Here is a 24,588-nt window from a genome sequence, read left to right on the forward strand (position 1 = left end):
TTCGAAATCTCGAACGCCGAAATCTCGAACACGGAAATCGCGGGGTCGAAATCTCGAACATCGAAATTTCGAACGGCGAGGAGATTGGCGGCTCTCGAAAAACGTCGTCTTCGCGCCAGGGTTTCCCCGGTGCCGCTCAGAACGCTCAACCCCCCCCACATGAGAAGTCAGTTGAGGCCAGAATTTGTACGGCCCTGACCGTTGGCAGGAGACCCTTCGCATGCCCCTCCTCGAAGCCAGATCCAGGAGCGCGCTCTATCTGGTCCTTGCACTGGTAGCCCTTGTGGCCGCGGCCCTGCCGCTCGGCACCGTCAGATCATCCGCGGCGGAGCCCACTCCGGCCGCACAACCGTCGAAGACCGTCTCGCGCTATCTGTTCACCGCGTTCACCAACAGCAGCGAAAGCAACATGTACGTCTACGGCTCCGACGACGCCCAGAACTTCTGGTCCGTCCAGGACAAGGCGTACACCCCGCCGGCCGGTCTGGTCCGCGATCCCAGTGTCATCAAGCGCGGTGGGCGCTACTACGTCGCGTACACCAACGGCTGGACCGGCACGACCTTCGGCATCGCCACCAGCACGGACCGCCAGAAGTGGACGCATGTCGCCGACATCGACCACGGGGTGGCTGCCAACAACACCTGGGCGCCGGAGTTCTTCACCGATTCCCCGGACGGCAAGGTCCGCATCGTCGTCTCGCTCTCCACCGGACCCACCGCCTACCGGCACTTCCAGCCCTATGTCCTGACCGCGCTTGACGGCACGCTCACCAAGTGGAGCAAGCCCGAACCGCTCCGGGGCATCCACCCCAGCGAGAGCCACTACAACGGCTACATCGACACGGTCATCGTGCGCAGAGGTTCGACCTACCACGCCTTCACCAAGAACGCGACGGGCGAAGTCATCGAGCACGCCGTCGCCGAAAGCCTCACCGGCCCGTATACCTTCAAGGGCAGAGGTGACTGGGCAGGCTGGGGAGATCTGCTCGAAGGCCAGACCGTCGTCCGGCTGCCGAACGGCAGCTATCGCATGTTCATGGACGGCTACACCGTTAAGAAGTACTACTACAGCGACAGCACGGACCTCGAGCACTGGACACCGAAGAAAGAGCTGCCCGGCCTGTCCGGCATCGCGCGCCACGGCACCGTCATCCAGGAGACCGCGACTGAGCTGCCCACGGACAACAACCCCGCGCTGCCGGGCTATCATGCCGACCCCGACGTGATGCATGCCGACGGCAATTTCTGGATCTACCCGACCGAGGACGGCCACCCGGGCTGGAGCGGCACCCGCTTCAAGAGCTTCTCCTCGCCCGACCTGGTGAATTGGACCGCCCACGGCACGGCTCTCGACCTCGCCGATGTGTCCTGGTGTCACCAGAACGCCTGGGCTCCCGCGGTCGTCAAGAGGGGCGGCACGTACTGGATGTACTTCAGCGCCTGCCAGTCCATCGGTGTCGCCAAGTCCTCAAGTCCCAAGGGCCCCTTCGTGGACGCCCTCGGTAAGCCGCTCGTCGCCAAGGGCCAGTTCGGCCACCAGTCCATCGACCCGGACGTCTTCATCGACGACGACGGGGCCCCGTATCTCTACTTCGGCCAGGGCGGCTTCGAGGCGGCGCGGCTGAACAACGACATGGTGTCCTTCGCCACCCAGCCCGTGAACATCACCCCGCCCGGCTACAACGAGGCGCCGACGGTCTTCAAGCGCAAGGGTCGCTACTACGCGATGTGGTCCGAGGACGACACCCGCAGCCCCAACTACCGCGTGGCATACGGAGTCTCCGACTCGCCGCTCGGCCCGTTCACGAAGGCGGCGGGCAACCCTGTCCTCAGCAAGCGCGAGAGCGACCAGATCCTCGGCACCGGCCACAACTCGGTCATCCAGGTCCCGGGCCGCGACGAGTGGTACGTCGTCTACCACCGATTCGCCCGCCCCGGCGGTGACGGGACCCACCGCGAGGTGGCCATCGACCGGATGCGCTTCAATGACGACGGCACCATCCCCACGATCAGACCGACCCAGCGTGGCATCAAGCCGGTGAAGGGGATCACCTCATGAGCCGCGACGAAGCGGGTGAGCCCAGTCGCAGGATGCTGCTGAAGGGGGCCGCCCTGACCCTGGGGGCGGCGGCCGGAGGGTCGGGCCTTGCTGCCCACGCCGCCGTACCCGAAAAGCGGGCCGATGCCGCGAAGGCCGCCCCGTATGACAATCCCCTCGTGCGCAACCGCGCCGACCCACACATCCATCGGCACACCGACGGCTACTACTACTTCACGGCCACCGCACCCGAGTACGACCGGATCATCCTGCGCCGCTCGAAGACCCTCCGCGGACTGGCCGGCGCCCAGGAGTCGGTGATCTGGAAGAAGCACACCAACGGCGACATGGGCGCACACATTTGGGCACCGGAGATCCATCACATCAACGGCAAGTGGTACATCTACTTCGCCGCCGGCCGGACCGACGACATCTGGAAGATCCGGATGTGGGTCCTGGAGAACGGACACGCCAACCCCTTCAAGGGGGCGTGGAGCGAGAAGGGGCGGATCAACACAGCCTGGGACACCTTCTCGCTGGACGCCTCCACCTTCGTCCACCGCGGCACCCGCTACCTCACCTGGGCGCAGCACGAGCCCGAGTTGGACAACAACACGGGCATCTTCCTCTCGAAGATGGCCGACCCGTGGACTCTCACCGGGCCACAGGTCCGCCTGTCGACACCCGAATACGACTGGGAGCGCATCGGCTACAAGGTCAATGAGGGCGCCTCCGTCATACAGGGGAACGGCCGGGTCTTCATGACCTACTCGGCCAGCGCCACCGACCACAACTACTGCCTGGGTCTGCTCACCGCCGACGCCCGCAGCGATCTGCTGAACCCGACGTCATGGACCAAGTCGCCCGTTCCGGTCTTCAGGAGCAACGACACCACCAAGCAGTACGGTCCCGGCCACAACTCGTTCACCGTCGCCGAGGACGGCCGCACAGACGTCCTCGTCTACCACGCGCGCCAGTACAAGGAGATCACCGGCGACCCGCTGAACGACCCGAACCGGCACACCCGCATCCAGCGCCTGGGCTGGACGGCGGACGGCACCCCCGACTTCGGGGTACCTGTCGCCGACGCACCTGCGCCCGGCAATGCGGCCGTCAACCGCTACACGATGACCGCGTTCACGAACTCCAGCGAGTCCAACATGTACGTGTACGAGTCGGCCGACGCGACCACGTACAAGCTGCTCAAGGGTCCGGCCTACACCCCGCCCACCGGGCTCATCCGGGACCCCAGCATCCTCAAGTACACCGACGGCTACTACTACATCGTCTACACGACGAACTGGACCGGGAACACCATCGGCTTCGCACGCAGCAGGGATCGCGTCAACTGGACCTTCCTGCGCAACTACACGATCCCGATGGCGGGACTGGACCGTACCTGGGCGCCCGAGTGGTTCGTCGACGAGGACGGCAGCGTCAGCATCATCGTCTCGCTCACCACCAACGACCTGACGGACTTCGCGCCCCACCTGCTGCGGGCGACCAGGGCCGACCTGTCCGCGTGGGCGCCACCCGTGGTGCTGCGGGGCATTCACAACTCCAACTACATTGACACCTTCGTCGTGCGGGACGGCGGGAAGTATCACGCCTTCTGCAAGCAGGAGACGACGAAGTACATCGAGTACGCGAGCGCGCCCGCGCTCACCGGCCCCTACACCTTTCAGGGCAGGGGCGACTGGGCCGGGTTCGGCAGCTGGAACGAGGGACAGGCACTGGTGCGCCTCGACGACGGCGGCTGGCGCATCTACTTCGACGCCTATCGCGACGGAACGTACTACTACTGCGACAGCCACGACGGCTTCAGGACCTGGAGCCCCAGGCGGCAGTTGCCTGGCCTGTCAGGATTCGCCCGCCACTTCACCGTGCTGAAGGAGCGCGTGCAGTGAGGCGCCGGCGGTTGCGACGCCTCTTGGTGGCACTCTGTATCGGTCTGGCCGGCGTACTCCAGCCGACCGGGCCCGCCCAGGCAGCCCCTGCCTCGGTCACCAACGGCACACAATTCACTGACACGTCGGGTGGTCTCCTCCACGCGCACGGCGGCGGGGCCATCAAAGTCGGCGCGTACTACTACTGGTTCGGCGAGAACCGCAACGCCGACAACACGTTCCGATACGTCTCGGCCTACCGCTCCACGGACCTCAGGCACTGGGAGTTCCGACGCCACGTCCTCAGGCAGGCCACCGACCCGGAGCTCGCCCTCGCCAACATCGAACGGCCCAAGGTCATCTACAACAGGCAGACCCAGCAGTTCGTGATGTGGATGCACAAGGAGAACGGCAGGGACTACGGCGAGGCTCGTGCCGCGGTCGCGACATCACCGACCGTCGACGGTGACTACACCTGGAGGGGCAGCTTCCGTCCGCTGGGTCATATGTCCCGCGACATCACGCTCTTCGAGGACTCCAACGGCACCGGCTACATGATCTCCGCTGCCCGGGAGAACTACGACCTGCACATTTACCGGCTGACCGATGACTACCTCGGCGCTCAGAGCCTGGTGGCGAACCCGTGGCCGGGCGGCCACCGGGAGGCGCCCGCACTGTTCAAGCGGGGAAGCGTCTACTTCATGCTCACCTCGGGCTCCACCAGTTGGAGCCCCAATCAGCAGCAGTACGCCACCGCCACGAGTCTTCAGGGCCCGTGGAGCGCCATGCGGAACATCGGCGACACCACCGCGTACGGATCGCAGACCGCATACGTCCTGCCGGTGCAGGGCGACCGGGGAACCACGTACCTGTACATGGGTGACCGGTGGGGCAACTCGTTCGGCAAGACGGTCAACGACTCGCGCTATGTGTGGCTGCCGCTGAGGTTTCCGACCGCCTCCAGCATGACCATGGTCTGGTATCAGGAGCTCACGATCGACACCCAGGCCGGCACGGTGGACGGGCACGGAGGTCCGTACGAATCCTTGGCCGCGCGGCACAGCTCCAAATGTGCCGATGTCCCGGACCAGTCCCTCAACCCGGGTGTCGCCGTGGTGCAGTACACCTGCAACGGCGGCGGCAATCAGAAGTTCTGGCTCAAAGACGCGGGCAGCGGCCGGGTCCAGCTGATGGCCAGGCACAGCTCCCTGTGCCTCGGGGTGCGCAGCGCGTCCACGGCGGACGGCGCGGCCGTCGAACAGCAGACCTGCGGCAGCGGCGCGCACCAGCAGTGGCAGTTCCAGGACGCCGGCGGCGGTTACATCCGCCTGCTCGCCCGGCACAGCGGCAAGTGTCTCGACGTGCTGGACGAGTCCACGGCCGACAAGGCCGCGATCGCCCAGTGGAGCTGTACAGGCGGCAGCAATGAGCAGTGGAAACGCGCCGCCTGACGCTCCGCCAGGGATGACGGCGGTCGATCGCCGCTGTCGGCGTCAACGCGGTTGTGTGCCTTGGCGACGTCCTGCAGCGGGTAGCGGTCGCCGATGTCGAGGGTGAGGGCGCCGACGGCAGCCACACTGGTGAGGTCGCGAGCGGTCTGTGGTTGTGCTGGGTGGCTTCGGGCAGGGTGCGGCTGCGGCGGGTACCGCTCAGGTCGGCGTAACGGACCGTGCAGGTCAGGCCCGTGGCGATCTGATCGGAGGCGCGCAGGCGCGCGCCGAGGTCGTCAGCGAGGGCGAGCAGGGCGCGCCGGTGCTGGGCGGGGTCGAGTTCGCCGCGGGTGAAGCGGTTCTCGGTGCTCAGGCTCGCCGGTGCCGGCGCCGGGTCGACGATCGTGGTGTCCCGGCCCTGGGCGCGCTCATGGAGGGTGCGGCTGGTACGGGTGCCGAGGAGGCGCTGCAGTGTGTGCTGGGGGACGTCGGCGATGTCGCCGAGGGTGCAGGCCGTACTCGGCGAGCGTCGCGGCCGTTTTCGTTCCCACGCCGGGCAGTTCTCGCGCCGGACGGGGCCGCAGGAACGCTGTGATCGCCTCGGGGGAGTCGTCGACGACGGTGCGCAGGCCATGGCGGCGAGCATCCGGTAGGGCGCACATCCCGCCGAGCTGTGCAGACCGAAGTAGGCGAGTGCGCGCAGCTGGACGAGTTCGGTCAGGCCGCGGGCGTCGCGGTCCCTTCTCTGGGGGTCGGAGGAGTTGCCGTGGAGTTAGTCTCACATTGATGCAGCTCAGCGACTTGGTGGCTGAGCCTATGCATCACAACACCTGTGGTGTTAGCGCTCGATCCGGTGATTTGCTGTGTGGGGCGCTTCTGCTGTGCACGGTCTCACATCCCGCGCTGCTGCATGCACCGTCTATGCCAGGCCCGTTGCGACAGGCGGGAGAACAGTACGTTTTCGAGGAAGCACGTTCGACGCCAACGGTTCAGGACACCCCACACTCCGGGCAGGTGGCAGCCCTGGCCCAGTCAAGGCAAGCCAGAATCCCGTGGAGCCCACCTGCATGGCGTGGAATGATCTTGGCGACTGCTGACGAAAGGGAAGGCTGAAAACGTGTACGTACCGTCATCTGCACGAGCTCTCGATAATGACGAGCGTGAGCTCGTGGAGCTGGCACGCCGCACCATAGACGCGCATACGGACGCCGGGCCCGACGAAGACGGGATCCACACGATGGGGGCTGCGGTCATGGCCGCCGACTACCGGATGTTCGCTGGCGTGAACCTCTACCACTTCACCGGCGGACCCTGCGCCGAACTCGTGGCTCTGGGAGCCGCACGAGCCCATGGCGCCCGCCAGATGCGCTGCATCGTTGCCGTGGGAAACCACGGGCGGGGGGTCATCGGCCCGTGCGGGCGCGATCGGCAGGTCTTCGTGGACTACTACCCCACCATGCGCGTCATCGTGCCCACGCCCGCGGGGCTCAGGTCCGTTCTCGCCGCCGACCTGCTGCCGCTGGCTCAGCGATGGACCCCGGAGGCGGGCATGAGCGGTCTGGACCCGTTGCTCTACCAAGACCGCGAGACGGCGGGTCCCCCGATCATCCGGTTCAACCCCCGCTACCTCGAAGTCGTCCGCTCTGGCGCCAAGACCAAGACCACCCGCTTCCGGGACCCGGCGCAGCTCGGGCCGGCACGGCTGGTGTTCGAGAGCGACCCTGAAGTCGTCCTGTCGGCAGAGGTGACCGGCATCAGGCACTGCCTGGTCAGTGACCTCACCGACCGGGACGCCCAAGCTGAAGGGCTGACGACCGCAGCCGAACTCCGGGAAGCTCTCAAGGGCCACTACCCAGATCTGGCGGGAACCGACGAAGTCGACGTCATCACCTTCCAGATCAACGACAAGACAGGCGACGCTTAAATCGCGGAGGCACCAGCGACGACTGGGACGACCGCAGCAGCGAAGAAGACGAAGAAGACTCTGAAGCTGGTCGACGCATGATGACGCCCGACCGGTTGGGGTGGGATGCGGCCAAGGACCACGCGAGTGAGTTCTCGCTGCGGGGGTGGTCGCCCCCGCAGAGCAATCCGCTATCCGGATGCTGATGAGTTGAGGGCACGAGTCAGTTCTCGGTGGCTGCGCGAGCGGCCTCCAGCTCCTCCGTTCGCTCGTTGAGCTCCCCTTTCGTGTGGGCGAGATCTTGTTCTAGCAGCGTGATGCGTCGTTGGAGCTGGTCGATGTCGACAGGTGCCCCGAGCCCGGAATCGGCCCAGACACTCTCGCCAAGCTGAGACGACAGTCGGTTCTCCAGCTGGCGAACCCGTGCTGCCAGTCGCTGGCCGCGTTCGAGCGCGTTCGCGAGGTCGGTCTGGAGCGAAACCCGGCTGACTGCTGCCATTCGTCCGATCTGTAAAAGTATTGGCCGGGACCTTAGCGCAGACGAGAAGGCGGCCTACCTCGCGGGACAGTCACTCAGGCCGGTGTGCTCCCGAGGAATGGCGGCGAGTCCACGGTGAGGCTTCCGCCTTGTCGGCGCACTAATGCGTGAGCACAGCGACTCGTTCGCCACCCTCGAAGAGAGCTCAGTTCGCGGCGTCCCCTGCGGGTCGTTTTGCTTGGCCTGCGAGGGGTGGGGTCATCATGCCCACGGCGCGCAGCGTCGGACGTTGTGGCGGAGGGCTTCGAGTACGTCGGTGCGGGTCACCTGGGCGGGGAGCAGGCGGTTCAGGTGGGAGGGCATGTCCGGCTGGTCGGGCGGCAGGAAGCCGAGTTGGGCCACGCGGGCCATGCCGTGCGTGCGGGGTTGAGGTGTGGCGGGATCGGCCAGCAGTGGTCCGCTGGCCGGGCGGCCCGCTTCCTCGAGGAAGTCGATGCAGGCTCGCTCCAGGTCTGCTGCGGTCAGCCGAGCCGGGCCGGCGGTGACCCAGTGGAGGCCGGGGGCCGTGGCGTCGCCGCGGATCTGGGCTTCGGCCAGTGCGGTGACGTAGTCGACGAGGGTCTCCATCGGGAGGATGTCGGTCCAGTGGTCGGGCTGGACGGGCAGTCCGCCGGGTCGTGCCTGCAGCATGACGGAGAACAGGGCGTGGGGGAACTGGTGTCGGGGTGCGGTGGGGGCGCTGCGGGCGGCGAACAGGAGGGCGGTGCGCACGATCGCGACGGGCTGGCTGCATTGGGCGGCCAGTTCCTCGGCTCGGCGCTTGGACTGGCCGTACGCGCGCATGGAGCGGGCGGCGAGATCGTCTCCGGGGACTTCGAAGGCGGCTGAGGCGGAGGAGAGCAGGACCACCGGCACACGGGCGTCTTCGGCGAGTTCCAGGATCCTGCGAGTGCCGTCGGCGTTGACGTTGTCGAAGGCGGTGTGGTCGCGCGGGGCGAAGTCGGTGAGACCGCCGCAGTGCACGATCACGTCGATGTCGGCGGCCAGTTCGCTGCGCTGGCTGGTGTTCAGGCCCAGGCCGTCGGCGGTCAGGTCGGCCTGCACGCAGGTGGTGGCGCCTTGGGGCCGACGGCGATGGACCAGTGCAGTGACATCGTGTCGGACGGCGAGTGCTGGGAGGAGGTTCGCCCCGATCACGCCGGTTGAGCCGGTGAGGAGGATGGTGGGACGGGCTGCGGTCATGGTGGCCTCGGTGCTGTTGAGTGGGGGCGGGGCAGCCCTGTGGGGTGCCCGCGGCTGGGATGGGGAGGGCCGAGTCGGTGACTGCGGTCAGTTCACGCGCCGCCAGAGGGAAGGAGCCCGTCGTGCTGATGCTGGCAGTGGGCGGAGGGAGGGGCGGCGGCCCGCGGCATACGCATTCCAGTCATCGCCGTGCGTCCGCTTCCCACATCCCGGAACCGGGCGGTAGCGCGTCCGAGTACTCCACCGGGTGGCAGTAGGCGAGGCCATCGAGGGACTCTCCGGTCGCGAAGCGGGTCAGCAGGTCGCCGGCCTGTTTGGGAAGCTCCAGGTGCATCGCATGGTCGGCGTCGTGGACCAGCGTGAAGCGGGCGTCGGGACAGGTCGAGGCGATCTCGCGGCACAGGTCCGGTGGCGTGAAGAGGTCGTGCTCGCCTGTGGCCACCAGGACGGGCGCGGCGATCGCCGGCTGCGGCGACGGCGCCTGCTGCAGCAGCCGCAGGGTGTTGTTGCGGTACTTCGCCCGGTCCGCGTCGTCGATGTCGCGGAACATGGAATGCAGGATGCGGCGCACTGCCGACTGGCGATTTACGCGCGCGCCCGGCCTGGAGTGAAGGATGATGTCGGCGCTGAGTTCGGCGAACTCCTCCATCCGCTCGCCATCCAACAGGTCCACGGTGCGCCGCAGGTCCTCCCGGATTTCGTCGGGGACCCACAGGAGCGGTCCCGCCAGGGCGATGCTGCGTACCCCCTGGGGATAGGTCTGGGCATAGCGGTAAGCGATGCCCGACCCGTACGAGGCGCCGAGCACGTGCACCTGCCGGTGTCCGGCCGCCCCCAGCAGGTCGTGCAGGGCGGCCGCGAGGAAGTCCACGCCGTAGGAGGCGGGCAGCGTGTCCGCATCACCCCACCCGGGCAGGTCCACGGTGAACACGTGAAACTTTTCGGCCAGTACCGCTTCGAAGCGGCCCCATGCCGTCTTGCGCTGGAGGGCCCCGCCGATCAGCACGATGGTCTCCGACTCGGGGTCACGGTGCCGTAGCGTGCGCCCCTCGGACTTGTATCCGCCGTAGCCGGACACCACGAACTCTTCGAAGGCCAAGACGCTCCCCTGCTCTTGCGGCCCTTTGACGGCCCGGCCTCACCGACCGTGACGTCCACGCCGCCAGTGCAACGATCACAGCGGCGTGGCGACACGCGGATGGCGTACAGAAGCGCCCTACCACGACGTGAGATCGAGCCGGGCGGGTTCGTCGGTGCGGGCTGCATCGCGTGAACGGGCCGCAACGGTGCTCGCCAGGCTGTGACCCTGGAGAACTGTCAGCTCCCGCTCGCCTGTGCGACCCTGGTGGGATCCGCGGCAGCCGGGGTGTGGAGGGCGAACAGGCGGGTCTTGATGTGGTCGCTGAGCCATAGAGGTGCCGCGTATTGCAGGGCGGTGCCCAGGTGGGCGTCGAGGCCGACGGTGTACCTGCGACGCGGGCGCGGGACGCCGAGAGCCTTGGCGATGGTGCGGGCCACTGGCTGCGGCCCGCCGGCCGACCCCTGGATGCGGGAGAAGAGGCTTGCGGCACGGTCGTTGACACCGGCGTCGGCGTGGGCCGTGGTGAGGGCGGACAGGTCCTCCTGGGCCCGGTCCCAGAACGGGGTCGCGACGGTGCCGGGCTCGACGAGGACCACCTGCACGCCGTAGCGGCGGGTCTCCATGCGCAGGCTGTGCGTCGCCGCGCTGAGCGCGTGCTTGCTGGCCACGTACCAGCCGCTCATCGGCGACGGGATCCGTGCGCCGGCGGAGGAGACGGTCACGATCCGACCCCGGCCCCGCCTGCGCATCGCGGGCAGCACCAGCGTGCACATCCGCAGCGTACCTACGACGTTGACCTCCAGTACCTCACGGATCCGGTCCTCCGACAGGTCTGTGATCGCACCCGTCAGCGGGATGCCGGCATTGGCCACCAGTGCGTGGGGGCCACCGTCGGTGAGGTCGGCCGCTCTCGCGACGGCCTCCCGGCAGGACACCGGGTCGGTGAGGTCCATGACCACTGCGTCCAACGCCAGGCCCTGGGCGCTGGCGGTGCTGATCAGCGCGCCGGCCTTGTCCTGGGAGCGGGCCGTCCCGATCACCTGCCGGCCCTCGCGGGCCAGGAGCAGCGCAGTGGCCAGCCCGATGCCGCTGGTCGCACCCGTCACCAGCACGCTGGCCGGCCAACCGGCGCCGCTTGTCCGCTCATTCACGACTTGTTCGCTCCAGGGGTACGCCAGTAATTGTCCCGCTGTGAACCCAGCCTCGGGCAGTCCCCGGTCCCGGCACGGGCGGTGGCGGACGCGCCTTCGGGGGCAACGACCATGTGCCCCCTCGGGTCACGCACCCGCTCCTGTTACGGAGCTGCCGGTCGCGCCGAGCGCACTGGCAGAGGCAGCCAGTGCACGAGGAATCACAGTGGGCAAATCAGCACGCTTGTTGGCCAACGCCGCTGAAGCTGCGTTGTGGTTACTCTCCGGATTAGTTTCTTGACACCGGGAGGCTGGTCTAGGCTGCCGCAGTCGTTGGCCACCGAGGTCGGCGGGGCAAGGAGAGGTAGACGATGCCGCAAGCGGAATTCGCGAATGGCCCGGCGGGCCCGCCGGGCCGGCGGACGCTCAGTGCGGTGGAAGAAGCGGCCAGGATGGACGCGGTGCGCCGCTACAACATCTTGGACACCCCGCCGGATGGCGCGTTCGACCGTGTTGCGGCGATGGCGGCCCGACTGTTCAAGGTGCCGGTGGCGAGCGTGACGATCGTGGACGAGGACCGGATCTGGTTCAAGGCCGCTCATGGTCTGGAAGGCGTCAGCGAGATCAGCCGGGAGCCGGGTCTGTGCGGCTCGGCGATTCTGTCCGACGAGGCGCTGGTGATCCCCGACACTCTCACCGACCCCGTCGCCTTCAGCAACGGTCTGGTCACAGGGCCGATGGCGGTCCGGTTCTACGCCGCCGCGCCGATCATCACCGGCGACGGGCACCGGCTGGGCACTGTCAACATCCTCGACACCAAGCCCCGGCTGATCACCGAGGCCGACACCGCCACCCTCGCGGACCTGGCCGCGATCGTGCTGGACGAGATGGAGATGCGCCTGTCGGCCCTGAACGCCCTGCGCATGGAGCAGGAGCGGCGCCGGGAGCAGGAGGAGGCCCGACAGCGCACGGAGCGGGACAAGAGGGCCATCGAGGCGTTCGCCTCCACTCTCCAGCGCACCCTGCTGCCGCCGGCGCTGCCGGTGGTACCGGGGCTGGAGCTGGCCTGCCACTACGCCACCGCCTCCCCACAGAACGTGGGCGGTGACTTCTACGACGTCTTCCCCCTCGACGGCACGAGGTGGGCGTTCTTCCTCGGAGACGTGTGCGGCAAGGGCCCCGAAGCTGCCGCCCTGACCTCTCTGACCCGCTACACCCTGCGCGCCGCAGCCCTGATCGACCCCGATCCCGACAAAGTCCTCACCTCGCTGAACACGGCGCTGCTGCTGGACCCGGCTGTCGGGACGCGGTTCTGTACCGCTGTCTTCGGCGTCCTTGAGCCGCACGAGAAGGAGGGGTTCACCGTCACGGTGGCCACCGGCGGGCACCCCCCGGCCTATCACCTGCGCGGCCAGGCGGCAGTTGAAGCGGTGCGCCCCAAGGGAGGCATGCTCATCGGCGCCCTCGCCGGCGCAAGCTTCGCCTCTCACAGCATCCACCTGGCCGCGGGCGAAGGACTGCTCCTCTACACCGACGGGCTGACCGAGGCCCGCACCCTTGGTGGTGAAATGATCGGAGAAGAGGGCTTGACCCGTTTCCTTGCCGCACGCACCGGGCCCGTCAGCGCGGCGGCAGTCATAGGGGACACCGTCGACCTCATCGACGCCACGCCCCATGGCGCCGGTGACGACGTCGCCCTGCTGGCCCTGTCCGTCCCCCTCGCCGACGCCGCAGACGGCCTCACCGCGACCGCCACCGCCCACACCATCGCCCTCGCCGGCGAGACGCGGGAGAGCCGACCGTGACCGACTTCCGCCTCACCGCACAGCACACCGACGGCGACCTCGCCCTGGCCCACATCGCCGGGGACCTCGACAGCACCACCGCCCCGCAACTGCGCACCCAGGCACTGGCTCTGATCGAACAAGGCCACCGCCACCTGATCCTGGACCTCCAGGCCGTCACCTTCTGCGACTCCTCCGGCTTCAACGCCCTGGTCGGCATCTTCCGCTGCGCCAAGACCGCCGACGGCACCCTGGTCCTCGCCGCCGTCCCTGACCGCCTTGAGCGGCTGCTGGACCTCACCGGCCTGAGCACCCTGCTGCCCGCCCACCCCACCGCCGCCCACGCCCTCGTCGCGCACACCCGCAGCCAGGACACGGCCACCGCGTAACCCCCTGCGGTGGCCGCCAGACAAAGGCGGTCACCGCAGCGTCACGAGAGGGCACGATCGACACGCCGACAGCCTCACCGGCGCCCTCAGAACCCATCTTTGAACCTCGGTTGCTCGTACATGCGCCACGGTGGACGACTCGGTGCTCGCAAGGAGTCTGTGTGCCCAGTGGCCCCGGCATCGGGCTTTGCGGAGAGCTTTCGGGTGCTCCACACGCCGCGGTGGCACGCCTTTGCTGTGCGGGCCGGCAGGCGGATTCTGCCCTTACCGGGCGGGCCGGAGTCTTCGTCTTCCTCGGTCACGGGGCCGTGCTCCGAGCGTGAGCGGCGCTTCTCCGACGACGAACGCGACACTGTGCACCGCAACGTCGACCGGGTCCGCGCCACCTGCGAGTGGATCCTCACCGCTGTGGACACCGGCCAGGTCGACGTCGACGAGGAGCTCGCGAAGCTTTTGCGAGGCGAATAGGAATGCCCCGGTCACGGCACCGGGGTGATGCGGCACGCTCGCACGCGGAAGCGATCTGGAGAGTGCTCATGCAGGCCCGCCCGGCAGGTCTCCACACGCCGCAGCTGACGCGGGCCACCGAACTCACCGGCAGCCAGGTCCAGTCGGGGATGGCGGTGATGCGCGACCTCATCACGAAGAGGGGGTGGCCAACGGTGATCTACACCCGTGCGGACGGCTACCAGTTCACCGCGGATCCGAACGAGCTGGAGACCTACGAGACGGCCCGCGTGCACGTGCTGCTCACCGAGGTCCGCCGCCTGATCACCGGCACCATCGCCCCGCACGCTGCCCTGGACCCGGAGGACAAGCGTGTGCGGCACATCGTCGCCCAGCTCAACTCCGTCGAGTCCACCCTCGACCTGATCGCCTGAGAGAAGCGGGAGGCGAACGTCATGCGCCGACGACGGTATCCCTCGGACACGACGATCCTCGAATGGGTCCTGGTCGAGCCGTTGCTGCCAGTGCCGGCCTGCCAGACCCCCAGCGGCGGCAGGCCGGAGGCCCACCCACGTCGGGAGATCGTCGACGCCCTCATCTATCTCGTCGACACCGGATGCAAATGGGCCGCGCTGCCGCAGGATTACCCGCCGTTCAAGACGCTGTTCGGCTTCTTCGCCCGCTGGTCCACCGCGGGCGTCTTCAACCTCATACGCGACCAGCTGCGACGCCGGATCCGTCGCACGATGGGCACGTCACTGAACCCGGTGGCGGCGGTGATCGACTCCCCGTCCGTCAAGGTCGCGGCCACCGTCCCGCGCTCCACGTCCGGATACGACGCCGGAAAAAGACCGCCGGGCCGGAAGAGGCACATAATCGTGGACCTCAAAGGGCTCCCGCTGTTCGTGATGGTCACTCCGGCCGACATGTACGACAGCGTCGCCGCCCGTGAAGCCCTCTTCCGGCTCCGGCTGATGCACCCCGAAATCACCATCGTCTGGTCCGACTTGGCCTACGCGGGCACCCTCGTGGGGGCCTGGGCCAAGTCCTTCCTCCACCTCACGATCAAGACCGTGAGCAGGCCCGGGCCCCAAGGGCTTCGTGATCCTGCCGAGGCGTTGGGTGGAGAGACCTCACTGGCTTGGTTATCGCATGCGCGTCGGAACGTGCGCGACTACGAGACCCGCCCTGAGCACTCCGAGAGCATGCTCACCCTCGCATCGATCACGCTCATGACCCGCAGACTCACCCGGCCCGCCGTCCAGCCCAACGCATCCATGCCCCGATCCGCCGAACCCGTCCACGCTGCTTGACGCGTCCCAGGCATGACGCCGACCAAGCCTGGTGCCAGCATGTTTGCCTGGGTCATGCACCCAGCTCCTCCGTCACGGGCAGACACTCGGAGAGCAGGTCGACGACGTCGCGCCAGGCTCGCTGCGCGTGCCGCGGGTGGTAGCCGACGCCGGGGACCACGGGGTGGTCGACCGGCGGATGGTGGAAGGCGTGCAAGGCGCCGCCGTAGACCACGAGGCGCCAGTCGACGCCCGCGGCCTGCATCTCAGCGGTGAACGCCTTGCGTTGCGCGGGCGGCATGATCGGGTCTTCCGACCCGACCCCGGCCCACACCGGGCACCGAATACGCGCCGCCTCGCCCGGTCGGCCCGTGGTCAGCGCGTTGACTGTCCCGATCGCGCGCAGGTTGACGCCGTCGCGCCCGAGTTCCAGCCCGACGGCACCCCCGGTGCCGTAGCCGATGGCGGCGATCCGGTCGGGGTCGGTCCGCGGTTCGTTGCGCAACACGTCGAGTGCCGCATGGCCGATGCGCCGCATCCGGTCGGGATCAGCGAGCAGTGGCATGCAACGGGCCAGCATCTCCTCGGGGTCACCCAAATAGCGCCCGCCGTGAAGGTCGAAGGCCAGCGCTACATATCCCAGCTCGGCGAGAGCATCAGCCCGGCGGCGCTCGACGTCGCTGAGCCCCATGCCCTCTGGTCCGAGCAGCACTGCGGGCCGGCGGTCGACACCGGCCGGGAGCGCAAGGTGCCCGATCATCGTCAAACCGTCGGCCGGGTACTCGACCGTACGCGTCGTAATCGTCGTCATGAGACTGGACTGTAGTGATCGTCGAGCCCGGTCCGACCGCTGTTCTGCCGCTGGCAGAGCAGCGCGGGTCTTCCCCTGAAATACGACGACGGCTCACAAGGCCCGTCACAAACCTCGTCCCCACGGCAGCTATCCATCCCGTTGCCCCTTTGACCCGTATCTCGGTCAGGCCTCTCACCGGTTTGAAGATGGGTTCTTAGAGGTCTGGATCTTTGATGGGCCCGGGGCGGCGCGTTTCGCTCGGGGCTCCGGCAAACGCAAGTACGTCGGCCGCCGGTTCGTGAAGAACAACCGGCTCAACCATGCGGGCACCTCTGGGCCTTCGCCACCCTCACCCACTCACCCGGCGCCAACGCGCACTACCGGCGCCGACGCGAGACCGGAGACTGGCACGCCCAAGCCCTACGGCACCTGTTCAATCGCATGCTCGGCCAGCTCCACCACTGCCTCCAAAACCGGGTTCCCTTCGACGAAGCGATCGCCTTTCCTGCGAACGCCGCTACGGGGCGACTGGGGAGTCTTCCGCCGGTGTGGCCATGACCAGGCCGGAACTCACGGCGCGCTTGTGGCCGGAATGCTGCAGGTGGAGCCAGCGGTCGAGGTGGGTGCAGGCCCATGCCGGGTCGTACGCCGCCGTGGGCAACTGCGGTATGCGCTTGCGGCCGGTTTCGTCGAGGCGGTACGGAACGTCGAAGGCCGTGTTCCAGCCTTCCAGGGCTGCGGCGAAACGCTCCTCCGCTTCCGTCGCGTCGATCCCCACGTACTGGGCGATCTCCCCCCATGAACTGCCCCGTTCGCGTTCGTAGATGACGGCCGAGGTCAGTGCGCGTTCGGCGAGCTCGATGAGCTGGAACGCTTGGCTGACCCTGCCTCCGGGGCCGGTGTCGGGGTCGTTCTCGGTGGCGACCAGTCCCCTCGCGCTCTTGGCCACGTCGACGGAGTGGTGGCAGAGAACCAGGCGTGCCAGCGCCTGGCGGGTGAATTGGGCACGGTCGGCGTCGTAAGGGGTCGTCTCAGTCACCCGCATAGCCTCCCAGGACCTCCGCTCATCGAGTACCCGATATCTGCCGGGACCGCTCTCCGCTTGACGGCTTAGCCGCATGAGGTGTCGTTCCCACGCGCCAGCAGGGGGGAAGAGGCATCGTCGGTGGCGGGGTGTTCCGCAGGTCAGGCTGCTCGTCACTGCCGGACAGAGAGGTGACAGCCCCCAGTTCCAGCCGGTGTTGGAGAAGATCCGCGTTCCCCGCCTTGGGCGGGGCCGGCCCCGCAACAAGCCGGGCAGTGTCGCCGCGGACAAGGCCTATAGCAACCGGCCCTGCCGTGACTACTTGCGACGCCGAGGCATCCGGCACACGATCCCGGCTTCGACAAGGACCGCTACAAGAAGCGCAACACCGTGGAACGGGCCGTCAACAAGCTCAAGAACCACCGAGCAGTGGCGACTCGCTACGACAAGCGCGGGTACGTCTTCCTCGGCACCGTCACCGCAGCCGCCCTCGTCACCTGGCTCCGCACATAACCGCGTGCCACGACCTCAACTCACCGATGCACCAGGCGCCAATACCAAACCGGCTGCTGCGAGAAAGTCCTCAAGGCTGATGACACCGCTGCCCGTACCGTCGTCCCATTCGACCAGGAGTCCCGAGAGGCCCTCGTTCCAGGAGTCCGGCGTGTCGGTATCAGGGTCAGGATGCCACTCGACGCAGCCTTCACCGTGCCGGAATCGGAGATACAAGTACTGGCCGTCTGCTGTCCAGGCATCCCACTGCGACGGGCAGGCGGAACACGTCTGCACAACCCGCTCCAGTTCCCGGCCCCCATCTGTATTCATCCGGTGATGGTCGCGCACTAGCAAAACCCGTGCAATCGACTTCAGATCGTTGTCACAGCCGCCTCAAGAAGCGGCCAGACGCACATCAGCAGGGATCGGCCGGACAGCCCCTAGCCGGTGAAGGGGTCTTCCATCGTTGGGATACACGGAGACAGCAGTGCCTCCGTGTGCTGCGTGACCATGCCCCGAGCGAGCCTGAGCACGCCTACCTCGTTCTCATGGCCTGGGTCCTCGTCATCGCGAATATGGAGGAGCCCGTAGGAGCCGGGTGCAACCGCCGCCACATGCTCGAACAGACCGACAACATCAGGCGACGAGCGATGATTGGAATGGCCTCCCAGGTGGATGAACGGCTCGCCGTTCATCCACCGGAGATCAAGGAGGTAAGGGCTGGCCATCTGGGCAACGCGAAGCCGAAGCTCATCGACGATCTGCCGCAGTCGGACTTCATCGTCGTCACCAACTGCGGTCTCCCTGACCGTGATCCAGCCGTGGTACTCGAACACACCGCGATCCTAATGGGGCCAGCCGTGCGTCACGGCTCCGACCGCGGCAAGATCCGCCGGACAGAACCTAGAGGACGCCTTCCACTGCACCCCAGACCAGAGGCCTGCACACGCATGGTGGGGAGGTGACATCCCCTCTGCTGCCGCTGCTCCCTGCCGATATGGAGAGAGAAGGGGGCGGGCTTGGTCGGCGCGGCGGCATCGGGGCTCGGCGCGGTGCTTGCCGTGTTGCGCGTCGGCGGAGCCTCCGCGCGGGCCGATGGGTGGGGTTGGAGGCTGCGGGGGGGGGGGCGTCGGGCATACGGCATCACACCTATTCTCCGTGACCTGGTGTCAGTTGACCTGTGCCCGGCAGTGAGGCCTGCAGACACGGTCCCCTCCGCAGCCACATATAGATGAGTAGTCAACTCCCCTTGCTGCGGGTCTTCGGGAATGCTGCCCGACAACGGGATGAACTACGGTCTGGATGAGTCGTACGAGCTCCAGAACCTCATCGGCAGCCAGCAGGCCCAGGTGTTGGAGGTATCAGGTTCACATGTGCGGATCGCTGGACAATGGGACGGTCTGGTGGTGTGAGAGCAGTCCGGCGACGGCTTGGATGAGGTCGGTCATGTGCTCGCGGTCGACAAACGCTGGTTGTTGGGCGGTCACCGCCTGGAAGTCGGCGCCGGTGGCGTCGCGTTCTGGCGCCGGATGCGGCTGATTTCCTTCGAGCGGGTCGTCTCCGAGGAGGACAAGGTCGACAACCTGGCGGATATTTTGGTCGGCGAGGAAGGCCCCGGCATCTCCCGTGCTTCGCGTCCAGCACGGTCGGCACGGTGCAGTGCCTGACCTTGTCCCGATCGCCCATCGGCAGCAACCGCAGCGGTGAACCGTTACCGCTGATGTACTCGCTCAGGCTTGCTCCGGACGGCCCGTTGGGTGCGCCGCGCTGTGATCATGCTGAGGACGCCGGCGATGAAGGCGAGTACGAGGCCGGCGGCCATCACGACGTTGCCGGCCACAGTACCGGCGTTGGGGGAGGTCAGGTTGGGTGTCAGCTTGCCGGCCAGGCCGCCGACGCCGACGATCCAGAACGCGATGAATACCCCGAAGAAGGGGTGCCACCACCAGCGGGCGGTGAGCAGCATCAGCAGACCGAACACGATGATGAACAGGATGCCAGGCGGGAAGACGACGCCGAAGGGGGGTAGGGCCTCGGCGAATTTGGACCGGTCGGCGAACCACTGGATGACCAGGCCTGCGATACCGACGAATAGACCGGCGAACGAGACGAGAGTGCTACGGCTCAGACGACGCAGATGGAGCATGATTGATTCCTTCACGGTGAGGTCAGCGGGATGTGCGGCGGGCGTAGACGGCCGAGGTCACCGCGAAGGTGGCAGCGGCGACGAAGCTGAGCATCTGTAGCCAGCCGGCGGTGAAGTCCAATGCATGGGTTGGTTGGATCAGCCGGGATACGAACTCGGGCGCCGCGAGTCCTCCGAAAAGTAGAAAGGCGCTCATGGCGACGATGAGCAGCGGGGTGAATCGCCACCAGGCCAGCGCCACCAACACGGCGAACGCGAGGTCGATGAATGGGCCGGGCCCGTCATAGCCGGGCGCTTCGTCGCTGATGGCGGCCAGGACCAGCGCTAAGCAGGTGGCGATCAGGAACATCCGGTGTCGGCCGTGTGCACGGCCGATCGCGGTCCAGGCTGCCCTACCGCGTCGCGGTGGGCTCGCCGGATCCAACAACCGATGATCGTTGGGCGGTGTCTGCGCTGTCACGAGGCAGGTTCCTTCGCTGGTGGTGTTGGTCGAGTTGCGGGGCGGCGTCGTCTGAGACGCAGTCGGCGTCGTCGGGTAGAGGTCGCCCCTGTCGTAGGTGGGGGCGGAGCCTTGTCATCGTTGTTGTGCAGACCCAGGAGGATGACCTGTCCCGGCCACCCTGCGGACGGCGGACGAAGTGGTGTAAAGGCTGCTCACGATTCCTTCCAACGACCCGGCGTCACACCATCCTGGAGGTGGTCACGCCAACTGTCGTCGTATCGCGGGCGGCTTCCCGGATACGCCCCTCGGCGTAGGCCGGGGGCGCCCCGCAACGTTGCGTCACTCGGGGCGAAGCCGTCGGTCAGGCACCGGGTGAAGGTGGTCGCGCACGAAACAGCAGCGCCCGGAGCGGCCGCGCTGGGCGCCTTCGGATCACGGGTAGTTGCGAGTGGCTGGCCGGACAGAACACTCCAGGCAGTGCAGGGCTGCCGACAGGGTTCCGCTGCCGGCTGGCCGTCGATCCGAACAAGGGAGCCGCGTTCTCCGAGACGTGGGGCCGCTGTCCCAACGAGCCGATCAGTTCACGATCGCCCGGTAGAGGGGCCTGCGCGGGGAGGTACGGCGCGGAGCAAGTCACTGTTCTGCGGCTGCCGCAGGGCCCCGTGGACCCGGCAGAGTACGCCGACGGGGTCGCAGTCGGCGCAGTCTTGGCAGTGCTGCCACTACGCCTGCAATGAAATCCCGACAGCCGCTGCTCAACCCGGCCTGTTGTCTGTTGAACCGGCGGGTACGGCCGCGGCCGCGGTACTCAGGCCAGGAACTGCGTCAGCAGATGGTTGAGCTCGGCGGGCCGCTCGGTGGGAATGGAGTGGTGGGAGGCGCTCGACAGGATGGTGACGCTTGCCTCGGGGAGGAGCCGCCGGGCCGCGGCAGCCACCCGTTGCGCGTCGTGGGCCCTGCTGCGTTCGGCGAGGAGCACCAGGGTCGCAACGGTGCAGGCGCTCAAATCCTGCGCCTTGGGGCGTCGCATGGCGATGACCTTCGAGCGCCGGGTGGTGGCGGTGCTGTCCAGGAACGCCTGCCAGGCAGGGTCCTCAGGATCGCGGCCGGTTTCCCACCGGTGGAAGGCTCGTACCCGCTCGGCGGTCGGTTTCAGCAGCATCGGCAGTGCGCGCACAAGGTATCGAAGGCTCATGCCGGCGAAGCAGTTGGCGGGGTCGAGAAGCGCGAGCCGGCCGAGCCGGTGGGGTGCGTGCAGCGCGTAGGTCAGGGCCATCCAGGCGCCGTAGGAGTGGCCGCACAGGTGTGCGCCGTCCAGGTCCAGCTCGTCAAAGAGTGTGTCGAGCCAGGCCATCAGGTCGTCGGCGTCGTGCAGCGGCGCCCCGTCGTGCACGCTGCGGCCGATGTCGCCCATCAGATCGACGGCGTATACGCGGTGCGCGCGAGCCAGGGAGCCGACGTTGGCGAACCAGGCCACCGAGGTGACCCCGCCGCCAGGCAGCAGCACGAGGGGGACGCCGTCCTTCGGGCCGCAGATCTGGACCCGGGTGCTGCCGTAGGGAGACGGCACATCAACACTTCGGACCTCTACAGGCCATCGTCGCAGCACGGTCTCGTACGCCGCGAAGAAGGTCATCTCGTCACCCATGGTCCCCCGCCCTATAATCACTCGCCTACCGAGAGTCTCGGTGATCGAGATATTAGCCTGAGAGGGAGAGCGTGGACGAGCGGGATCCCGGCCTTCAGATGGTCCATCTTCTGCGTGCCGTTACCGTGGAACTGGACCTTTTCGCCGCCGAGTTCGGTGATCGCAACGGGCTGCATCCCACCGATGTGCGCGCCCTGATCCAGCTGCTGGAGGCCGGCCGGGCGGACACGACCGCCACCCCGGGATGGCTCGGTAGGCAGTTGGGGGTGAACTCTGCATCGACCACAGCGCTGATCGACCGGCTGGAGCGACTGGGACTCGTCCGCCGAGAACGGGATACTCGCGATCGCAGACGGGTGTTGGTGACCGTTACGGACCAGGCCACCGCCCTGGGCTGGTCGTTCTTCGGGACGCTGATCAACGAGATGGTCGCCGCGATGCGCTCCTTCGATGAGAAGGACCTGGCTACGGTGCGGCGTTTCCTCCTGGCCATGCGCGACGTCACCGCCGCAGGGCGACGGACCCAACGGGACGGCGCTGCCGGACGGTGAACGCAAGGCCGCTGCTACCTGCTTGGTTCGACGTATCCCGGCCTTGGGTATCCAGGTCCCCTGAGCAGCAGGACCTGGCACGCGGGATCTGGCCTGCTCAGCACAAGGAACCCCAGCGCAGGGCCGCACCAGGCAACAGGGCTGATGCCCCGTCCCATGCAACCGACGGCTGAAGTTTTAGTTCGGCGAAGATCGATGCCGGAACGTCGGAGGCCAAGCCGAGGCAGGCGGGGTGATACGGGGGGCCGGCCGCTGGGAGTGGGGCCGGCCAATGCGATGGCGTGGACGGGACCCTGCGCCGCTTCAGGAGGTGGACACGGTCGGGCGCGATTCTTGGGCTTCTGGAAGTTCCCGGTCGATGGCGCGACACCGGCCCGGCTGGAGCCGTACAACCGACAGCTGAGCCGCTGGCATGGCTGTGTCCGGACCGCACATGGGACGGCGGGGCACGGCCCGCCGCACCGTGCCGCCCCCGCGCCACCGAACCGTGAGCGCACGCGCGCACCACGACCCCTGCGCCCTGTGTCGCCCGGCATGCCGCCACTCAGGAGCGCAGGCGCCCGGCGACTGCCCGCAGCCAGGCCACCGGGCCCACGCAGCCGAGTCGCACCACGCGCCGGCCTCGAGGCCGGCGCGTGTCCGTGATGGGGGAGCGGGTCAGCGCTTGGTGTAGGTGAAACCGAGTTTGTCGATCTCGTCGCCGGAGCGTCCGTGGAAGCCCGCGATCTGCCAGCCGGACGGGGCGGTGCGGGTCACGCAGTCCTCGGTGGTGGATCCACCGGCCAGAGTGTTGCCCAAGTTGGTGGTGAACTTGGCGTAGAAGATCCGGGAGTGCCCCTCGTTCGAGCCCCGGCACAGCCGGGCGGACGTGACGTACTCCGCACTGCTCAGGGACAGGAACGACGCCGTGCCGCCGGTGCCGCCGTGGGTGAGGACCTTGCCGTTGCCCAGGGTCAGGCCGACGGCATCGACGCGGGAGCCGCTGCGCAGTGAGAAGGCGACAGGGCGTGCGGCTGCCGGTATGGCGTCGATGTCGGCGTAGTAGTCGCCGTGGGGTCCGCCGAACTGGTCGCTGAGCTGGAAGTCCGGATTGCGCGACCAGGTGAAGCCGACCGTGATCGGGTCGTGGTCGGAGAGCATGAGCCCGTCATCGGTGAGGAATGTGGCGTGCTCGTTGTTGTACGACGTCGCGTTGAGGGACACGAGTTTGCTGCTGCGGTAGAGGACCTTGTCCACGACCTCGCAGGTATTGGGCACGGTGGTCCCGGTCTGGTCGCACACCAGCGCGTCGCTGCCCTTGGCGGGCGGGGTGCCGCCGCGAATGAGCTCGACCCAGGCGTCGGTGAGCCCGTTGGCCGCGCCGAACTCGGCGATGGTGTCGGCGGATCGGGTGTAGCGGGTGTTGGTGTCACCCATGACGACGACCGCGTTGCCCGCGGAGTGGGACTGGATGAATGAGGTCAGCTGGCTGAGGTTGTCCGCGCGGGACGCCTCGTCGCCGTCGTTGGTACCGGCGTTGGTGTGCAGGTTGTAGAAGTCGACGTAGACGCCTTCCGCCAGCCGTTCACGCATGAAGGTGAAGCCCTTGGGCGTCAGGCAGTCGCCCGAGTCGTACTGGCAGGAATTCCAGTGCACGCGCTCGAAGTCGTCAGTGTCGTAGGGGAGTTTGGACAGGGTGTTGAGTCCGCTGCCGAAGGCGGCACCACCACTGGTGGGGGTGCGGTAGGCGTGCGCGATGTCGCCGGCGTAGAGGTAGGCGTGGTAGTTGAAGTCCTCCTCGACATTGACGATGTCGTAGGGCGCGATGCGCTGGCCTATGGCTGTGGTGCTGGACTCTCGGGATGTGGACGCACTGGAGAGGATCTCGGGTAGGCCCGCCACGTTGTAGGTCAGGGTGCTGAAGGATCCGGAAGTCGCATCCGCGGCGGCAGCCGGGAGCGCACTCACCACGAACCCGCCGCAGGTGATGGCCGCGGCCGTAAGGCATGCGAAGAGACGGCGCATGAACGGAACTCCTGTGAAGTGGGGAGGGGCAGCGGAAACTTACCGCCGGTAACCCCCTCCTGGCCCCGGCCCGGACCAGGGAGACCGAAACTTGACCGCGTGGTCCAGGCCAGAGGCCCCGGCAAGGGGTCGCCCTTGGTAGCAATCCTTGCGGGACGCGACGCCGTAGACGGAGGCTGAAACACAGTGCGTCGCACTGATGTGCCAAACACACTGTGTCGCACCGATGTGCATGGGGAACGTGGCCAGACCGAACCACGCCCTTATCCAGATGTGGCCGTGCACGCGGCGGCCAGGCGGTGATCTTGTGCAGTGCCACGTGTGAGGATGTCCTGGAAGTGGGTCCGGACGGACTGTCCGTGTGCCGGCGTGACGTCAGCCGTGA

Annotated in this window: 23 protein-coding genes and 4 pseudogenes; 15 read left to right on the forward strand and 12 right to left on the reverse strand. The window is 67.5% G+C overall.

Features of this window, described 5'->3' with window-relative positions; all coding sequences use genetic code 11:
• Window positions 1-220 precede the first annotated feature (220 nt).
• Genes ACFWM2_RS07495 through ACFWM2_RS07505 form a run of 3 tightly spaced genes read left to right on the forward strand, consistent with a single transcriptional unit; the run spans window position 221 to window position 5,375 of the window.
• A complete protein-coding gene (locus ACFWM2_RS07495; RefSeq protein WP_383273963.1) occupies window positions 221-2,059 on the forward strand; it encodes a family 43 glycosylhydrolase in 1,839 nt (612 codons plus the stop codon).
• Complete coding sequence (locus tag ACFWM2_RS07500) at window positions 2,056-3,945, forward strand: family 43 glycosylhydrolase (protein ID WP_383273965.1); 1,890 nt, start codon at window positions 2,056-2,058, stop codon at window positions 3,943-3,945. Before ACFWM2_RS07495 ends, ACFWM2_RS07500 begins: the two co-directional genes overlap by 4 nt.
• Window positions 3,946-3,971: 26 nt before the next feature.
• Window positions 3,972-5,375, forward strand: a complete 1,404-nt coding sequence (locus ACFWM2_RS07505; protein WP_383273967.1) for an RICIN domain-containing protein — start codon at window positions 3,972-3,974, stop codon at window positions 5,373-5,375.
• Window positions 5,376-5,583: 208 nt separating this feature from the next.
• Here the strand turns inward: ACFWM2_RS07505 and ACFWM2_RS07510 are convergent.
• Window positions 5,584-6,000 (reverse strand): annotated as a pseudogene (locus tag ACFWM2_RS07510) (hypothetical protein); the annotation flags it as partial.
• A gap of 522 nt (window positions 6,001-6,522) precedes the next feature.
• On the opposite strand from ACFWM2_RS07510, the gene ACFWM2_RS07515 reads away from it, so the two are divergent.
• Window positions 6,523-7,278, forward strand: coding sequence for an ASCH domain-containing protein (locus tag ACFWM2_RS07515; RefSeq protein ID WP_383273969.1), 756 nt, complete (start codon window positions 6,523-6,525; stop codon window positions 7,276-7,278).
• 202 nt (window positions 7,279-7,480) lie between these two features.
• On the opposite strand, the gene ACFWM2_RS07520 is transcribed toward ACFWM2_RS07515, so the two are convergent.
• From ACFWM2_RS07520 to ACFWM2_RS07535, 4 genes are all read right to left on the reverse strand, one after another.
• Window positions 7,481-7,756, reverse strand: a complete 276-nt coding sequence (locus tag ACFWM2_RS07520; protein WP_383273971.1) for a hypothetical protein — start codon at window positions 7,754-7,756, stop codon at window positions 7,481-7,483.
• A gap of 240 nt (window positions 7,757-7,996) precedes the next feature.
• Window positions 7,997-8,977 (reverse strand): SDR family oxidoreductase, encoded by a 981-nt coding sequence (locus ACFWM2_RS07525; protein ID WP_383273973.1) that lies wholly within the window; start codon window positions 8,975-8,977, stop codon window positions 7,997-7,999.
• Window positions 8,978-9,158: 181 nt separating this feature from the next.
• Entirely contained in the window at window positions 9,159-10,076 is a 918-nt protein-coding gene (locus ACFWM2_RS07530; protein WP_383273975.1) for an alpha/beta fold hydrolase, read from the reverse strand.
• 218 nt (window positions 10,077-10,294) lie between these two features.
• Window positions 10,295-11,209, reverse strand: a complete 915-nt coding sequence (locus ACFWM2_RS07535; RefSeq protein WP_383273977.1) for an SDR family NAD(P)-dependent oxidoreductase — start codon at window positions 11,207-11,209, stop codon at window positions 10,295-10,297.
• Window positions 11,210-11,559: 350 nt separating this feature from the next.
• Here ACFWM2_RS07535 and ACFWM2_RS07540 point away from each other — a divergent pair, with 350 nt between their 5' ends.
• From ACFWM2_RS07540 to ACFWM2_RS07560, 5 genes are all read left to right on the forward strand, one after another.
• Window positions 11,560-12,993: a PP2C family protein-serine/threonine phosphatase gene (locus ACFWM2_RS07540; RefSeq protein WP_383273979.1), complete on the forward strand. Its 1,434-nt coding sequence runs from the start codon at window positions 11,560-11,562 to the stop codon at window positions 12,991-12,993.
• Complete coding sequence (locus ACFWM2_RS07545; protein ID WP_383273981.1) at window positions 12,990-13,361, forward strand: STAS domain-containing protein; 372 nt, start codon at window positions 12,990-12,992, stop codon at window positions 13,359-13,361. Before ACFWM2_RS07540 ends, ACFWM2_RS07545 begins: the two co-directional genes overlap by 4 nt.
• 168 nt (window positions 13,362-13,529) lie before the next feature.
• Window positions 13,530-13,829 (forward strand): DUF6192 family protein, encoded by a 300-nt coding sequence (locus ACFWM2_RS07550; RefSeq protein WP_383273983.1) that lies wholly within the window; start codon window positions 13,530-13,532, stop codon window positions 13,827-13,829.
• 2 nt (window positions 13,830-13,831) lie between these two features.
• Window positions 13,832-14,242, forward strand: coding sequence for a RacP protein (locus ACFWM2_RS07555; protein ID WP_383273986.1), 411 nt, complete (start codon window positions 13,832-13,834; stop codon window positions 14,240-14,242).
• A gap of 21 nt (window positions 14,243-14,263) precedes the next feature.
• Window positions 14,264-15,121 (forward strand): IS5 family transposase, encoded by an 858-nt coding sequence (locus ACFWM2_RS07560; protein ID WP_383273988.1) that lies wholly within the window; start codon window positions 14,264-14,266, stop codon window positions 15,119-15,121.
• 52 nt (window positions 15,122-15,173) lie between these two features.
• Here ACFWM2_RS07560 and ACFWM2_RS07565 read toward each other — a convergent pair whose 3' ends face one another.
• Complete coding sequence (locus ACFWM2_RS07565) at window positions 15,174-15,911, reverse strand: dienelactone hydrolase family protein (protein WP_383273990.1); 738 nt, start codon at window positions 15,909-15,911, stop codon at window positions 15,174-15,176.
• Window positions 15,912-16,167: 256 nt separating this feature from the next.
• Between ACFWM2_RS07565 and ACFWM2_RS07570 the strand changes: the two are divergent.
• Window positions 16,168-16,451: pseudogene (locus tag ACFWM2_RS07570) on the forward strand (hypothetical protein); the annotation flags it as partial.
• Here the strand turns inward: ACFWM2_RS07570 and ACFWM2_RS07575 are convergent.
• Complete coding sequence (locus tag ACFWM2_RS07575) at window positions 16,411-16,938, reverse strand: hypothetical protein (RefSeq protein ID WP_383273992.1); 528 nt, start codon at window positions 16,936-16,938, stop codon at window positions 16,411-16,413. The pseudogene ACFWM2_RS07570 and the gene ACFWM2_RS07575 sit on opposite strands and share 41 nt — an antisense overlap.
• A gap of 73 nt (window positions 16,939-17,011) precedes the next feature.
• Between ACFWM2_RS07575 and ACFWM2_RS07580 the strand changes: the two are divergent.
• Window positions 17,012-17,296 (forward strand): annotated as a pseudogene (locus ACFWM2_RS07580) (transposase); the annotation flags it as partial.
• A gap of 11 nt (window positions 17,297-17,307) precedes the next feature.
• Window positions 17,308-17,430 carry a hypothetical protein gene (locus tag ACFWM2_RS07585; protein WP_383274262.1) on the forward strand — a complete coding sequence of 41 codons (123 nt, stop codon included), beginning with the start codon at window positions 17,308-17,310 and terminating at the stop codon, window positions 17,428-17,430.
• A gap of 422 nt (window positions 17,431-17,852) precedes the next feature.
• Here ACFWM2_RS07585 and ACFWM2_RS07590 read toward each other — a convergent pair whose 3' ends face one another.
• Window positions 17,853-18,248 (reverse strand): Imm7 family immunity protein, encoded by a 396-nt coding sequence (locus ACFWM2_RS07590; RefSeq protein ID WP_383273994.1) that lies wholly within the window; start codon window positions 18,246-18,248, stop codon window positions 17,853-17,855.
• Window positions 18,249-18,680: 432 nt separating this feature from the next.
• Between ACFWM2_RS07590 and ACFWM2_RS07595 the strand changes: the two genes are divergently transcribed.
• Window positions 18,681-18,824, forward strand: a complete 144-nt coding sequence (locus ACFWM2_RS07595) for a hypothetical protein (protein WP_383273996.1) — start codon at window positions 18,681-18,683, stop codon at window positions 18,822-18,824.
• Window positions 18,825-18,875: 51 nt separating this feature from the next.
• Window positions 18,876-19,034 (forward strand): annotated as a pseudogene (locus ACFWM2_RS07600) (DNA primase); the annotation flags it as partial.
• An 89-nt stretch (window positions 19,035-19,123) separates the two neighbouring features.
• Here ACFWM2_RS07600 and ACFWM2_RS07605 read toward each other — a convergent pair.
• The 3 genes from ACFWM2_RS07605 to ACFWM2_RS07615 form a co-directional block, all read right to left on the reverse strand.
• The gene (locus ACFWM2_RS07605; protein WP_383273998.1) at window positions 19,124-19,558 is read right to left on the reverse strand and encodes a hypothetical protein; all 435 of its coding nucleotides are present in this window, start codon (window positions 19,556-19,558) and stop codon (window positions 19,124-19,126) included.
• 22 nt (window positions 19,559-19,580) lie between these two features.
• Window positions 19,581-20,018, reverse strand: coding sequence for a hypothetical protein (locus ACFWM2_RS07610; RefSeq protein ID WP_383274000.1), 438 nt, complete (start codon window positions 20,016-20,018; stop codon window positions 19,581-19,583).
• A 790-nt stretch (window positions 20,019-20,808) separates the two neighbouring features.
• Window positions 20,809-21,648 (reverse strand): alpha/beta fold hydrolase, encoded by an 840-nt coding sequence (locus tag ACFWM2_RS07615; RefSeq protein WP_383274002.1) that lies wholly within the window; start codon window positions 21,646-21,648, stop codon window positions 20,809-20,811.
• Between the two features lie 71 nt (window positions 21,649-21,719).
• Here ACFWM2_RS07615 and ACFWM2_RS07620 point away from each other — a divergent pair, with 71 nt between their 5' ends.
• On the forward strand, window positions 21,720-22,199 hold the full coding sequence (locus tag ACFWM2_RS07620) for a MarR family winged helix-turn-helix transcriptional regulator (RefSeq protein ID WP_383274004.1): 480 nt from the start codon (window positions 21,720-21,722) through the stop codon (window positions 22,197-22,199).
• Between the two features lie 657 nt (window positions 22,200-22,856).
• On the opposite strand, the gene ACFWM2_RS07625 is transcribed toward ACFWM2_RS07620, so the two are convergent.
• Window positions 22,857-24,203, reverse strand: a complete 1,347-nt coding sequence (locus ACFWM2_RS07625; protein ID WP_383274006.1) for a jacalin-like lectin — start codon at window positions 24,201-24,203, stop codon at window positions 22,857-22,859.
• Between the last annotated feature and the right edge of the window lie 385 nt (window positions 24,204-24,588).

Source organism: Streptomyces sp. NPDC058371 (assembly GCF_042723265.1).
GTDB lineage: Bacteria > Actinomycetota > Actinomycetes > Streptomycetales > Streptomycetaceae > Streptomyces.

Excerpts from the sequence above, each read along its gene's own strand:
- ACFWM2_RS07565 (WP_383273990.1), bottom strand. The coding sequence starts at position 15,911 with ATGACGACGATTACGACGCGTACGGTCGAGTACCCGGCCGACGGTTTG.
- ACFWM2_RS07595 (WP_383273996.1), top strand. The coding sequence starts at position 18,681 with ATGCTGCCCGACAACGGGATGAACTACGGTCTGGATGAGTCGTACGAG.
- ACFWM2_RS07540 (WP_383273979.1), top strand. The coding sequence starts at position 11,560 with ATGCCGCAAGCGGAATTCGCGAATGGCCCGGCGGGCCCGCCGGGCCGG.
- ACFWM2_RS07500 (WP_383273965.1), top strand. The coding sequence starts at position 2,056 with ATGAGCCGCGACGAAGCGGGTGAGCCCAGTCGCAGGATGCTGCTGAAG.
- ACFWM2_RS07520 (WP_383273971.1), bottom strand. The coding sequence starts at position 7,756 with ATGGCAGCAGTCAGCCGGGTTTCGCTCCAGACCGACCTCGCGAACGCG.
- ACFWM2_RS07495 (WP_383273963.1), top strand. The coding sequence starts at position 221 with ATGCCCCTCCTCGAAGCCAGATCCAGGAGCGCGCTCTATCTGGTCCTT.
- ACFWM2_RS07625 (WP_383274006.1), bottom strand. The coding sequence starts at position 24,203 with ATGCGCCGTCTCTTCGCATGCCTTACGGCCGCGGCCATCACCTGCGGC.
- ACFWM2_RS07605 (WP_383273998.1), bottom strand. The coding sequence starts at position 19,558 with ATGCTCCATCTGCGTCGTCTGAGCCGTAGCACTCTCGTCTCGTTCGCC.
- ACFWM2_RS07575 (WP_383273992.1), bottom strand. The coding sequence starts at position 16,938 with ATGCGGGTGACTGAGACGACCCCTTACGACGCCGACCGTGCCCAATTC.
- ACFWM2_RS07525 (WP_383273973.1), bottom strand. The coding sequence starts at position 8,977 with ATGACCGCAGCCCGTCCCACCATCCTCCTCACCGGCTCAACCGGCGTG.
- ACFWM2_RS07555 (WP_383273986.1), top strand. The coding sequence starts at position 13,832 with ATGCCCCGGTCACGGCACCGGGGTGATGCGGCACGCTCGCACGCGGAA.
- ACFWM2_RS07560 (WP_383273988.1), top strand. The coding sequence starts at position 14,264 with ATGCGCCGACGACGGTATCCCTCGGACACGACGATCCTCGAATGGGTC.
- ACFWM2_RS07615 (WP_383274002.1), bottom strand. The coding sequence starts at position 21,648 with ATGGGTGACGAGATGACCTTCTTCGCGGCGTACGAGACCGTGCTGCGA.